We start from the raw sequence: 12,946 nt of genomic DNA on the forward strand, positions 1-12,946 counted from the left end.
CATTCATTTTTATAATCATACTATAGTAAATTGGGTTTAAGAAAAATGGTTTTTAAGCAGCTAGCATGAGATTTTAAAAGAACATAAAACCTTACTAGGCAATACTTGCAAGATGCCGGATAGAACCGATTCCCCGCTTCTTACAGTCGATGCGCCGGCATTTAAATAATGCTTATTTTGAACCGATCTTACTATATTTTCAAAGCTTGAATAGAAACAGACAGAAACAGAAAGAGCGCTACAAGAGCGCTCTTATTCAATCAATTCCTCAAAACGATATTAAAGTTCATCGTCTCCTAGGTATCATTAATCATTACTCGCTAAGATTAAACGAAGTAAGCTTGAGAAGATATTATAGAGCGCAATGTAAATATCAAGCGCAACACTAATATAGTTATCTTCCCCACCACGCACGACACTATTAATACGCCATAAGATAATCGCACCTGAGAATGGAATGATTAACATTGAAAGAATCAAGTTAATCATCGGCATTTTAAGAAACAGGAAGTTCAACGCAATCGTGACAATCATCACTAAACCTAATGCGCCGACATATTTGCCAATCGGTGAAAAATCTTTGGTTTTATCGCCACCAATCGCTGCTAATACGAGGAAGAGACCACCTGTCCCACCGGCGGCAATGCCGATATATTGCCATGCGTTGCTCTTAGTAAATGCAAGCGATAGAAGTGGTCCTAACATCATTCCCATTAAAAAGGTGAATACAAACATCAGGACTAAACCCATTGTTGAGCGCTTATTCGCTTCGATCGCAAATGATAAGCCATAAAAAGCCACCATAAAGCCTACAAAAAATAGGATTGGGCTTGTGACCATTAAATTCAAAATAACATTCGTTTGTACAGAAATATACGCACCAATAATGGTCGGAATCAGCGAAAGCGCAACTAAAGTATATGCCTGACGCAGTACTTTATGCATCCCTTGACGCTCAACACCATTATAGGTATTTGTTTGATAATAATTATTCATTGACTACTCCTAAGGGTTATTCAAATATCCGTTCAACTATAGCATTTCTCTATAATCAAACATAGCTTCCTACTTAATGTAGGTTAACGTGAGAAATTTCAAGTTGAATAAAAACAGAGCTTAAGTTTTGTATCGCACACAATTATAACATCTTTGCTTGAAAATTAATGCGCCTTACAATTGAAATTATTGTGAAAAAGTGCGATTCTACTCCATTATTATACAATGATTGTAGATCCCCTTCATTAATCGCAATGAGCATGACGACTGTGCCACAGAAAAACTACCTCTATTCAAAAATTACCATTGCACTACTTTTTGGACTGCCATCACTCAGTCTAGCATCTCCTATCGCTTGTCAAATATCTCCACTTGCGCAATATATTACGCAGGATCAGCAAAAAAACAAAGCCGAGCTCTATGCTTCTTCCGATGATGGTTACTTAACGCCCACTGAAGGAGAAATTATCGGTAATGCCCAAGTATTTTTGGGTGATGATGAGCTAATGAGTGAAGGATTTCATTTAGATCGAATTAATAATGTTGTCACATCTACCGGTAAAAATGTCATTTATGCAACACCGACAGCTGTATTAGAAGGGAAAGAGGGTGTTCACTATATTGATCAAAGTGAAACAATTTTCAAACAAGCAAGTTACTACATTAAAGGACTTTCCCCAATTCAAGGTCGCGCGACACGAATAGACCATAAAGAATTACAACAAAATACTTTATTACAAGATGCAACTTACTCTACTTGTGCCGTTGATAATGAGATTTGGAAAGTAAAATCTCGGGATCTTGAAATTGATCATACCGCAGGACGCGCAATTGCCAAAAATGCAACTTTAGATATTATTGGCTTACCGATCCTTTATACGCCATATATCTCCTTTCCCATTGATAATAAGCGCCATAGCGGTCTTTTAACACCGGAAATTTCCATCTCGAAATCAGATGGATTTGAGCTATTTCTCCCTTACTACTTCAATCTAGCACCTAATATGGATGCAATATTAGCTCCTGGCTTTATTGAAAAACGAGGAGCTGCTGTAAAGGGGAATTTCCGCTATCTCAATAAATGGCAAGAGTTAGAGCTATCTGGATTGCTCTTATTCAATGATAAACTCTACGATAATAAGAATCGCTGGTTTTATAAATTTGATCAAAAATTCAATTTCAATAAAAATTTGACTGGGAATCTTCTCTACCAAGATATTTCTGACGATAGCTTCCAAGAAGATGTCAATGACCAAAGTGGATTACTACGTGAGCTCACGTTAGATCGAGAAGCAGTGCTCAACTACCGGACTCCCAATTGGGTCGCTAAAATTCGTTTCCAAGAGTTTGTGGTTACAGACCCTAAAATTATTCAATATTCCCCCTATGGGCGCGCGCCACAACTACTCTTCCATGGTAGTTGGGATCTAAAAGGCTTTGATGTTGGGCTTGATGCAGAATTTTCGCACTTTTTTTCCAAAGATAATGACAATCTTAAGCAAAAGCCGATTAAAAGCGCAAATCGTATCGATATTATGCCCTACATCAGCTATCGTTTAGGGAATCCTTGGAGTTTTTTTGAGACAACCGCACGCTTTAGATATACCCACTATAATTTAAACTATCGCGATAATGAAGGCGAAGGTAAAGAGACATCCATTACTCGTGCACTCCCTATTTTAAGTGCTCGCACAGGTTTAGTATTAGAAAAGGAACTAGCACTCACACATCTCTTTGGGGGTGGTGATTTTATTCAAACCATAGAACCCGAACTTTTCTATCTCTATGCGCCCTATCGTAAACAGAGCAATATTCCTATTTTCGATACTTCGCCAACCTCGCTGAACTTTTTTAATCTCTTCAGCTATAACGCCTTTTATGGTGCAGACCGACAATCAAATGCGAACCAAGTCACAATGGCATTGACAACACGCCTCTTCCATTCTAAAACAGGTGCCGAGCGCTTTGTCTTCTCATTAGGGCAAACGCGTTACTTTGATCCACCTAGAATCCAAATTGGCAGTGATCTTGAACACAGCGATCTCAAGAAATCAGCACTTAATGCTAGGGTTGAAGTCACCATCATTCCTGGATTAAAAGTCGATAGTAATATGCAATGGTCACCGACAGATAAACGCATTTCTAATGCAACATTGAATCTGAAATACAATCCTGAAAGTCGGAAAATATTTAATATTAACTATCGTTACAATCGCTGGGGGGAAAATAATAAATCTGACTATATCGATACCTCAGGCTTCTGGCAATTAGATCAAAAATGGGCGGTTGCCGGACGTTATAACTACTCAATCACTGAGTCCAAAATGATTGAAAGTTTAATTGGGGTTGAATACAAAGATTGCTGTGTTGCCACCCGAGTTGGGGCTCGCTATTTTCGCAATAATGTGACAGATACAGAAAAACAGTGGAAAGTCTATCTCGAGTTTGAACTCGATAGCATCGGTAGCGTAGGTCAAAATAATCAGAAACTCTGGGCTGATAATATTTCAGGATTTACTGTACCTAAAGTACGACGTTATTAATACTCCAATATGCTAATCAATATACTGGATCAATATATCTAATACAGATAACGGATAATCTTCACAATACAAAACCACTAGAAATTTTGAATGTTTCTAGTGGTTTTTGAATTTTTAGGGGCAGCTTACAGATCTAACGATTTATCAAGTGCTAATCTAAATCTTGAGGTGAAAAAGACCAAGGTAGCAATTCACCGACTGTTGTCTCTAAACTATCGCCTTTTAGATTGAGGAGCGTTACCGGCATCTCTTTACTACAAAACTCACTAATCACTTGCCGGCAGGCACCACATGGAGAAATAGGACCTTCTGTATCACCTATCACCACAAGATGCTTAAATCGCGTATGCCCCTCTGAAACAGCTTTAAAGATCGCAGTTCTTTCGGCACAGTTCGTCAACCCATAAGAAGCATTTTCAACATTACAGCCTAGAATAACTTCATCTTGTTCTGTGAGTAAAACTGCACCCACTTTGAATTTTGAGTAAGGGACGTAGGCATTTTCCATCGCTTTCATAGCTAAATCTTTCATCTCTTTTTGATCCATTTTCTGATCCATTATTCACCCACCTTTTGTAACATTGATAGTTCATCTTTTTTGTTCTTGAACATAAAGAAGAAGACAATCGCTAATAGTAACGCATAAGCTGCAAAGACAAACCAGATCGTAGTCCAATCGCGACTCACTAATTTATCAACAAGCTCACCATGGTCATTCATCACTTGTGCATACACACTATATTTATCGACCACAAAGCCTGCAGCATATGAACCGATAAAACCCCCTACGCCATTCGTTAAGGTCATAAATAACCCCTGCGCACTATTTCGAATATGGGGACTGGTCGCCTTTTCAATGTAGATAGAACCCGAAATATTGAAGAAGTCAAAAGCACAACCATAAACAATCATCGATAGAATAATAAACATGGTCCCCACCATCGAAGGATCCCCTAATCCTAAGAAAAGGAAGCGGAAAAACCAAGCCATCATGCTAATCAACATAATGTATTTGATGCCAAAACGTTTTAAGAAAAATGGTACTGATAGAATGAAAAAGACTTCAGAGATTTGAGATAAGGATACAATGAGTATCGACTGCGTCACCATAAAGCTATTTTGATAAAGCTCCAACTCAGCAAATGACTTCAAGAACGGGTCGGCCCAAGTGTTACTAATCTGCAATACGGCGCCTAATAACATCGTAAAGATAAAAAAGGTCGCTAAACGATAATTTTTGAATAATACAAATGCATTTAATCCAAGGCGCTCCACTAATGAAGGGTTTTGATTCTCGCTCTTTGTAATTGCAATTTTGGGAATAATAAAAAAGACGACGACAGCTAAAAAGAAAGCCGCAGCTGAAGCAATATAAAATTGACCTACACTTACACTTAAATTAGATAATGAAATCACCCACATCGCTGCAATAAAGCCAATCGTTCCCCAAATCCGAATCGGCGGGAATGCGGTAATAGGATCGAGCTTTTCTTGCTCAAAACAGGCATAACAGATTGAGTAAGAGAGTGCAATGGTCGGCATATAAACAAAGAGATTGATCAACATGATGATGTAGAACAATAGATAACTATCTGTTTGAGCCGCAGCGAAGAGCGTCACCCCCCCCACTAAATGACATAAAATAAAGAGATAATTCGCCGGAATCCATTTATCGGAGATAATCCCCATGATACTCGGTGCAAAAATGGAAGCAATCCCCATCGCCGCATAGATACTCCCAATTTGCACCCCATTAAACCCTAATGTTGCGCCCATATAAGAGCCCGCGGTAATCAGCCACGAACCCCAGATAAAGAATTGCAAGAATTGTAATATTTTTAATTTTAAGCTTAAACTCATATTCCTACTCCCCTGCCCCTAATAAAACAGAATCTAACGCTACTGTAATCATCTCATTAAAACTTGTTTGTCGCTCTTCTGAGCTTAATGCAATCCCTTTGCGGATATGATCTGAAACAGTGCAAATAGTCAATGCTTTCGCCCCAAATTCAGCTGCAACGCCATAAATACCCGCCGCCTCCATCTCAACACCTAAAATATTGTATTTTTCCATCACGTCAAACATCTCGGCATCAGGTGAATAGAAGAGATCAGCGGAAAAAAGATTACCTACTTTTACCGGTACATTATTCTGCTTAGCTGCCGTCACCGCATGATGCACCAAATCATAATCTGCAATCGCGGCAAAATCATGATCCTTAAAGCGAATTCGATTCACCTTTGAATCTGTGCATGCCCCCATACCAATAACAATATCTCGAACATTGATATCAGCGCTCACAGCCCCACAAGAGCCCACTCGAATAATATTTTTTACGCCATAGAACTTAATTAATTCAGTTGCATAGATTGAACAAGAAGGTATCCCCATTCCATGCCCCATTACCGAAATCTTCATTCCTTTATAAAAACCTGTGTATCCTAACATTCCTCGAACGTTAGTAACTTCAATTGCATCATCTAGGAAATTCTCAGCAATATATTTTGCTCGTAGAGGATCTCCCGGCATTAAAACCGTTTCGGCAAAAGCATTATCAGGGGCATTAATATGTGGGGTTGCCATCATAGACTCCTACTTATAAATTTAATGGTGTTAATGGGTGCCTCTATTTTTGGCAATTGAAACAAGGACAATGACCATAATGAGAGGGATTTGAAAAATAGAGGGCTGATTATTAATCAATACAATTAATATAATCAACCCCGACAATGATGAATCGATTACTCGGTAATAACGGTATAGATTAACTGCGGCTCAGTTGCTTGGTCGCTAATAGTAATATTGTTATAAAGTCGCTCTTTAATCGCTTCTACATCTGATTGATTTGCATGAATCGTCAGCAATGATTCCCCTGCCTCAACACGATCTCCAACTTTTTTATGTAACACCAAACCTACTGCGGGATCAACATTATCCTCTTTCTTCGCACGACCCGCTCCTAACATCATCGCTGCAATACCGACTTCATCAGCCACAATATTAGAGACATAACCTGATATTTTCGCCGGTAATTCAATCTGATATTTCGCTGTTGGTAACTTCTCAGGATGATCGACGACAGAATCATCCCCACCTTGATTACGAAGCATGACTCTAAATTTCTCAATTGCCTTACCATTACGCATCACTTCTTCAAGCATTCCACGTGCTTCTTCTAAGCTCTCAGCTTTACCGGCAAGCACAACCATTTGGCTACCTAATACCAGTACCAACTCATGCAGATCTTTTGGTCCTACTCCTTTGAGCGTATCAATCGCCTCTTTCACTTCGAGGGCATTACCAATAGCATATCCAAGAGGTTGTGACATATCTGAAATAATCGCCATCGTTTGCCGATTCACTTTATTGCCAATTTGTACCATTGCATGGGCAAGTGCCTCTGCATCTTCTAGGCTCTTCATAAATGCGCCAGCGCCTGTTTTGACATCAAGCACAATCGCATCACTTCCGGCGGCAATTTTTTTACTCATAATGGAGCTTGCAATGAGTGGAATAGAATTGACGGTTCCCGTCACATCACGAAGCGCATAAATCTTCTTATCTGCCGGCGTTAAATTCCCCGTTTGCCCGATTACCGCAACTTTATCATCATTCACTAAGCGAATAAAATCTGCCTTTTCAATCTCAGTTTGAAATCCTGCAATTGCATCAAGTTTATCCGTTGTACCACCTGTATGCCCAAGCCCACGCCCCGACATCTTCGCAACCGGCACATCTAATGCGGCAACTAGAGGCGCTAATACTAAAGTCGTCGTATCACCAACACCACCAGTAGAATGCTTATCTACTTTGATTCCTTCAATAGCGGATAAATCGAGTACATCCCCAGAATTCACCATTGCCATCGTCAAATCGGCACGCTCTTGATCATTCATATCCTGAAAATAGATCGCCATCGCCAGCGCACTCATCTGATAATCGGGAATCTCCCCATGGGTATAGCCCTGAATCACAAAATCAATCTCTTCTTTTGTCAAAGCATGTCCATCTCTTTTCTTAGAGATAATATCAACCATTCGCATAATTACATTCCTTATAATAATTTATATCAAAGTTAATTGGTCAAAGTTAATTAAATATGATCTTATTATACTTAAAGCCTGATATGGTTAATATTGTAATCTTTTTTAATTTAAAGCAAATTTATATTGGAATTTACTATTGTTTGAATCATTTTTATTGTAAAACATATAAAGCTATATATGTTACTCAATGAGCATTTGGTAAACCCCGTCAAATTTCCCGCCATTTTTATTTTCGGCAACAAAAAACCCCACAATAATGCGGGGTTTTGGCCTTTAGTTGGTGGGCCTTGCTGGTCTCGAACCAGCGACCGCTCGATTATGAGTCGAGAGCTCTAACCAACTGAGCTAAAGGCCCTAAATTTGGTAGGCATAATTGGATTCGAACCAACGACCTCCACCATGTCAAGGTGGCGCTCTAACCAACTGAGCTATATGCCTCTAATTAAGAAACAATATATTGCCCGATTATTAATATTTTGACAAGTACTTTTTTTATTTTGTTTAGCAATTAGACATATCCCCACCTAATTACTGAAAAATGGCGATCTAAATAGTGTCAACAAGGCAATTTCAGTAATAAACTGCTAAAATAGAGGCCATTAATTACCGATAACAATGAATTATCTTAACTCCCCCCTTTTGAACAGAGACTTAAATAATATGGCAGAAAAAAAACCAGGCTTTTTTAGTCGCTTATTTGGTGGCAAAAAGCAGAAAGAAGTAGAAAAAGAGATCGCTCCAGTCACACAACCTTCCGATAATCCCATCATTGAAGAAGTAACAGAAAGAGATTTAGAAAAACAGGATAAAAAAAATGTTCTTGAAACAGAAACTATTGATTCAGAAGCATCAACGACTGTTAAAGTAATTAATACCATTGCTGAAGGGATTATCACAGAAGTAAGAGAAAATCTTGAACCCCATAGTCATACAGAGGAAGATGCAACAAGCGATTCTGATGATACACCAATCAAAGCTCAACATGGGTTTATCGAAGAGATTGCAGAAGCTACCAAGACCGAGATAAAAATCCATGATATTAATGAAGCTGTTGAGACACAAGCGGATGTAATTGATGCTCATGAAGAGGCCGAAATAAACAATCGTATTAAGGGGGCTGAACCTGAAGGCATCATAAGTGATACAGCGGTCAATGATGAGATAGCTAAAACAACAATCAATGAAGAGTTCCTAAAGACTTCTGAAATATCTTCACCTGTAAATATAGATCTGCAAGATAATGACAATGCTGAACTTGATACCCAAAAGGCTGCCGATGAAGCTATTTCAACACCGGTCAATGAAGTACCAGTAGAAGTTGAAGAAATTAAAGAAGTTGAAGCATTGGTAGAACCTGCTGCTATAGAGATAGAGACAACCGGGGTTGAAGCATCCTCCATTCCTGAATCCCATCAAACTGCGGAACGTCCTGCGAAGAAGCCGGGATTTTTTGCCCGGCTCAGTGAAAAACTGAGCAAAACACGCAGTAGCCTCACAGAAGGACTTGCTGATCTCTTCTTAGGTAAAAAAGAGATCAATGAAGAGATTCTCGAAGAGCTTGAAACTCGACTTTTGATGGCGGATGTGGGAATCAATGTCACCACGCAATTATTAGATCAAATTAGAGATTCTGTATCCCGTAAATCCCTGTCAAATGTGGATGAGCTTTTTGCGGCACTGAAAGTACAGATGAAAGAGATTCTTGCACCGGTTTCTAAGCCGCTTGTAATTGATACCTCTCATAAACCCTATGTATTACTGATGATCGGTGTGAATGGCGTAGGAAAAACCACGACTATCGGTAAACTCGCTAAGAAATTTCAAAATAAGGGGAAATCTGTCATGTTGGCCGCTGGTGATACCTTTAGAGCCGCCGCCGTGGAACAATTAGAGATCTGGGGTGAGCGGAATCATATTCCAGTTGTTTCGCAAAAAGAGGGAGCTGATCCTGCTTCTGTGATCTTTGATGCGATGGAATCAGCTAAAGCGAAAAAAGTAGATATCCTGATTGCTGATACTGCCGGTCGACTACATACAGATTCAGGGTTGATGCAAGAATTAGCGAAAATTAATCGTGTTATTAAACGCCATGATGAGAGTGCGCCCCATGAAGTGATGCTTGTTGTCGATGCATCCACAGGGCAAAATGCACTCAACCAAGCAAGACAATTTAATGCAACAATTCCTCTTTCTGGCATCACCTTTACAAAATTAGATGGGACAGCAAAAGGCGGTATTATTTTCGCTATTGCCGAAGAATTGAAGATTCCTATCCGCTTTATCGGTGTTGGGGAAACGATTGATGATCTTCGCCCATTTAATGCCGAAGAATTTGTCGATGCACTTATTGGTGAACCCGACGCTTAACTAACTAACAAGCAATCAAATAAAAAGGGATCGATTGTCATATCCGATCCCTTTTCTGTTTAACTTTTCTATTTATAGTAAACTTGGTTTAAGAAAAATGTTTTTTATGTAGCTAGTGTGGAACTTTAAAAGAACATCAAACCGTACTAAACAACACTTGCAAGATGCCGGATAGAACAGCATCCTCGCCTCGATCAGCTTATGCGCCGGCATTTAAATGAGTTTATTTTAAGCCGATCTTACTATAACTCTTCTATTTAATCTTTCTGCTTAGACTTTTCTAGCTAACAATATATCGCTCATTCCCACTATCTAATCAGAATATCTTGAGATTAGAGCTCATCAGCTAGAAATCAAAGTTGAAACTATCATAATTAGGTTGTGCTCCTACATTAGAGGATTGCGTAGATTGCATCTGCTCAACTAATTGTTGTAATTGCAATAAGGATGAGTGATTTGGTTGTACCGCTAATCCCAATGCAACATACTGCGCCGCCACATCATAAGTACCATAATTATAAGCATCTCTTGCACTTGCGTAGTAAACATTGGCAATGTTCGCAATACCTTGCTGTGCTTGCGCATTATTCGGATCAATCGCTAAAGCCGATTGGTAATAGTGATAAGCATCATCCTGATTTACGCCTACATAAATACCCTGCTCGTAGGCAATATCCCCTTGCAACAGAAAACCATCGATAAGTGCTAAATCTTCTGCTGAAAGGCCTGTTGCATTATGATCTACAGATAAAAGCTCTAAACCTAAACTACCATGATTTGTCTCTGTATTCTCTTCGCTCACCACGACCTCTTCAGAACCATCCATATTATTGGCTAACTCGACTTTAGTGACTTTCGCATCTTGAGTTGCATCTAATACCGGACGCTCTTGTAAAATCTCCAAATCTTCTGTTCTAGTCACTTTAGGTACATAAATATATTGCTGACGAACCTCTTCAGGAATAGCCGGATTTAATGCCGCCATCGCACCGGAGTCTTCATTTCCAATCACAACATATTTCGGCACATCACCATCATAAAGCGGTTTATCGCCTAACATAAAGTAAGCAAATACTGCTAAAGCACTAAATACTAAAAAAGCTATAAATAGACTAAATCCTTGAAACCAGCCCATACCTAATTTACTCCCTCTCTGTTTTTTAACCGGTGGTTTATCCTGTGCGGTCGCTTCATTCTCTTCTTCAGCAGCTTGAGTAGGATTTTCTACAGAACCTCCCAGCATTGCCAAAGGTTCCGCCGGCATTGCGCTCTGATCTGCAACCGCTGAAAAATGTTCCTCTGAAAAACCTTGAGTCTCCCGTAACTGAGGTTCTCTACGAATATCATCTTGTTCAGTGATTAACTTAGGTTCTGCATGCATTGCCGGAATGGTATCAATGGCCTTTTGTAATAATTCCTGATCGTCCGCTACGCTAAATTGTTCCGGCGTATTTTCTGCAAGTAGTGATTCTTGCGCGGTATTGTGAATCGAAAACTCTAAAGTACCTTTCTCTTCCAAATGTTCAGGCTCAAAAGTTACATCATTATAAAGATGACGAGTATTCCCATCATTGATAGATGAGAGCGTTAAATCATTCTCATCGCTATCATCATTCTCATGCAAGGATCCGATTGTTACAGATTCATCTTGTAACTGCTCTTGTACTGAATTTTGTATCTCCATTGATTCATCAGCAATAGAACGCGCTTCATTGGAAGAAGGAGCGCCCGTCACTAGAGTTTTATCATTAGCATCCTGCTTATTCGAAGGTATTGCCTTACTATCTGACTTCATATTATCCATTTTTATTTATTCATCGTTCAATATGGGATTCAATACTTGCACACTACCCGATTCATATATTTGTAGATCTAAATATAATGATCAAATGCTTCCAAAGCTTCCCGTAATTCAAAAAGTGGTAACCCCATTACTCCAGAATAACTGCCTTTAATAGATTGAATATAACCCGCCATCTTTCCTTGAATTGCATAGCCACCAGCCTTATCTGCAGGCTCACCACTTTGCCAATATTCCAATACAAATTGCTCGGGCAATAGGGAGAATTGTACCGTTGTTTCGCTCAACATGGTTACAAATTTCTCTTCTCCATCAATCATTCCGACTAGTGTTAAAGCAGTAAATACTTGATGCGTCCTATTAGAGAGCTTTTTCATCATATGCAAATAATCTTGAAGATCTTTAGGCTTCCCAATTATGTCACCATCAACACTTAATGTTGTATCTGCGGTGAGTAGAATATCCCGCTCACTGACACAGATCTCACCATTAGCGAGCGCCATCAATGCTTTCTTCTCTGAGATCTCTTTTGCATAGACTTCTGGTAATATCGGTTGCACAATCGATTCGTCGACTTCAACATCAATCACTTGATAATTAAGCCCTAATTGGGTCAATAACTCTCTTCTTCGTGGTGAACGAGAAGCTAATAATATCTTTAAATTTTGCATGAATTATTGAGATGCTCCGTTATCTAGCTATTTTGAATATCATTCATATTCGGCAATCACTATTGATAAAAAAATGATCTACCTAGTAAAGTGACACTATCATCTTACTTTACTAGATAAATCATATTGCTAATGTAGGATCAAATTAACCTTCTTGAACAGAACCAACGTCTACTGCTGAAGATTGTTCAGGGGTAATATCACCATCATAATAGAGATATTTGCCATTTTGATCAAAATGTAAACGAAGTCTTTGTAACTCCTTAATATCACCTTCTGAATTTGAATGGTAGAAGGTATAGTACCAAGTTGAAGGATCATACACATCTCGCACTAAAGGTGTACCTAATAAGAGCTGAACATCTGCCTTGCTCATTCCAGGCTTCAGATTTTCAAGACGTTGTACTTCAATATAGTTACCTTGATAAACATCTACACGATGTAATGACAACTTCGAACAACCTACTGCTAAGAGCGAAACTATTGTTAACAGCAGGAAATATTTCATTTTTTTCATTTTA

10 protein-coding genes and 2 tRNA genes are annotated in these 12,946 nt (G+C 39.0%); 2 read left to right on the plus strand and 10 right to left on the minus strand.

Features of this window, described 5'->3' with window-relative positions:
* Nucleotides 1-306: 306 nt before the first annotated feature.
* Nucleotides 307-996, minus strand: a complete 690-nt coding sequence (locus tag WMO13_RS06810) for a Bax inhibitor-1 family protein (RefSeq protein ID WP_026878479.1) — start codon at nucleotides 994-996, stop codon at nucleotides 307-309.
* Nucleotides 997-1,265: 269 nt separating this feature from the next.
* Between WMO13_RS06810 and WMO13_RS06815 the strand changes: the two genes are divergently transcribed.
* Entirely contained in the window at nucleotides 1,266-3,539 is a 2,274-nt protein-coding gene (locus tag WMO13_RS06815; protein ID WP_169727761.1) for an LPS-assembly protein LptD, read from the plus strand.
* A gap of 151 nt (nucleotides 3,540-3,690) precedes the next feature.
* On the opposite strand, the gene WMO13_RS06820 is transcribed toward WMO13_RS06815, so the two are convergent.
* The 6 genes from WMO13_RS06820 to WMO13_RS06845 all read right to left on the minus strand — a co-directional run bounded on the left by WMO13_RS06820 (nucleotide 3,691) and on the right by WMO13_RS06845 (nucleotide 8,024).
* A complete protein-coding gene (locus WMO13_RS06820) occupies nucleotides 3,691-4,086 on the minus strand; it encodes a cytidine deaminase (RefSeq protein ID WP_026878477.1) in 396 nt (131 codons plus the stop codon).
* Nucleotides 4,087-4,097: 11 nt separating this feature from the next.
* Nucleotides 4,098-5,399, minus strand: a complete 1,302-nt coding sequence (locus WMO13_RS06825) for a nucleoside permease (RefSeq protein WP_026878476.1) — start codon at nucleotides 5,397-5,399, stop codon at nucleotides 4,098-4,100.
* 4 nt (nucleotides 5,400-5,403) lie between these two features.
* On the minus strand, nucleotides 5,404-6,123 hold the full coding sequence (deoD, locus tag WMO13_RS06830) for a purine-nucleoside phosphorylase (RefSeq protein ID WP_026878475.1): 720 nt from the start codon (nucleotides 6,121-6,123) through the stop codon (nucleotides 5,404-5,406).
* Between the two features lie 158 nt (nucleotides 6,124-6,281).
* Complete coding sequence (locus tag WMO13_RS06835) at nucleotides 6,282-7,583, minus strand: pyrimidine-nucleoside phosphorylase (RefSeq protein ID WP_026878474.1); 1,302 nt, start codon at nucleotides 7,581-7,583, stop codon at nucleotides 6,282-6,284.
* A gap of 281 nt (nucleotides 7,584-7,864) precedes the next feature.
* Nucleotides 7,865-7,941: transfer RNA gene (locus tag WMO13_RS06840), tRNA-Ile, on the minus strand.
* A 6-nt stretch (nucleotides 7,942-7,947) separates the two neighbouring features.
* Nucleotides 7,948-8,024, minus strand: a tRNA-Val gene (locus tag WMO13_RS06845).
* Between the two features lie 222 nt (nucleotides 8,025-8,246).
* Between WMO13_RS06845 and ftsY the strand changes: the two genes are divergently transcribed.
* Nucleotides 8,247-9,953 carry a signal recognition particle-docking protein FtsY gene (ftsY, locus tag WMO13_RS06850; RefSeq protein WP_026878473.1) on the plus strand — a complete coding sequence of 569 codons (1,707 nt, stop codon included), beginning with the start codon at nucleotides 8,247-8,249 and terminating at the stop codon, nucleotides 9,951-9,953.
* A 346-nt stretch (nucleotides 9,954-10,299) separates the two neighbouring features.
* Here the strand turns inward: ftsY and WMO13_RS06855 are convergent, their stop codons facing one another.
* From WMO13_RS06855 to WMO13_RS06865, 3 genes are all read right to left on the minus strand, one after another.
* Entirely contained in the window at nucleotides 10,300-11,748 is a 1,449-nt protein-coding gene (locus WMO13_RS06855) for a hypothetical protein (RefSeq protein ID WP_156923247.1), read from the minus strand.
* Between the two features lie 77 nt (nucleotides 11,749-11,825).
* Nucleotides 11,826-12,425, minus strand: coding sequence for a Maf family protein (locus tag WMO13_RS06860; RefSeq protein ID WP_026878471.1), 600 nt, complete (start codon nucleotides 12,423-12,425; stop codon nucleotides 11,826-11,828).
* 145 nt (nucleotides 12,426-12,570) lie between these two features.
* Nucleotides 12,571-12,942 carry an outer membrane protein assembly factor BamE gene (locus WMO13_RS06865; protein ID WP_051396118.1) on the minus strand — a complete coding sequence of 124 codons (372 nt, stop codon included), beginning with the start codon at nucleotides 12,940-12,942 and terminating at the stop codon, nucleotides 12,571-12,573.
* Nucleotides 12,943-12,946: the final 4 nt, after the last annotated feature.

Source organism: Ignatzschineria larvae DSM 13226 (assembly GCF_038500265.1).
Classification (GTDB): Bacteria; Pseudomonadota; Gammaproteobacteria; order Cardiobacteriales; family Wohlfahrtiimonadaceae; genus Ignatzschineria; species Ignatzschineria larvae.

What these genes read in the sequence shown, in the direction of transcription:
- WMO13_RS06825 (WP_026878476.1), bottom strand. Translation starts at nt 5,399, where the DNA reads ATGAGTTTAAGCTTAAAATTAAAAATATTACAATTCTTGCAATTCTTT.
- WMO13_RS06860 (WP_026878471.1), bottom strand. Translation starts at nt 12,425, where the DNA reads ATGCAAAATTTAAAGATATTATTAGCTTCTCGTTCACCACGAAGAAGA.
- WMO13_RS06835 (WP_026878474.1), bottom strand. Translation starts at nt 7,583, where the DNA reads ATGCGAATGGTTGATATTATCTCTAAGAAAAGAGATGGACATGCTTTG.
- WMO13_RS06820 (WP_026878477.1), bottom strand. Translation starts at nt 4,086, where the DNA reads ATGGATCAAAAAGAGATGAAAGATTTAGCTATGAAAGCGATGGAAAAT.
- deoD (WP_026878475.1), bottom strand. Translation starts at nt 6,123, where the DNA reads ATGGCAACCCCACATATTAATGCCCCTGATAATGCTTTTGCCGAAACG.
- WMO13_RS06810 (WP_026878479.1), bottom strand. Translation starts at nt 996, where the DNA reads ATGAATAATTATTATCAAACAAATACCTATAATGGTGTTGAGCGTCAA.
- ftsY (WP_026878473.1), top strand. Translation starts at nt 8,247, where the DNA reads ATGGCAGAAAAAAAACCAGGCTTTTTTAGTCGCTTATTTGGTGGCAAA.
- WMO13_RS06855 (WP_156923247.1), bottom strand. Translation starts at nt 11,748, where the DNA reads ATGAAGTCAGATAGTAAGGCAATACCTTCGAATAAGCAGGATGCTAAT.
- WMO13_RS06865 (WP_051396118.1), bottom strand. Translation starts at nt 12,942, where the DNA reads ATGAAAAAAATGAAATATTTCCTGCTGTTAACAATAGTTTCGCTCTTA.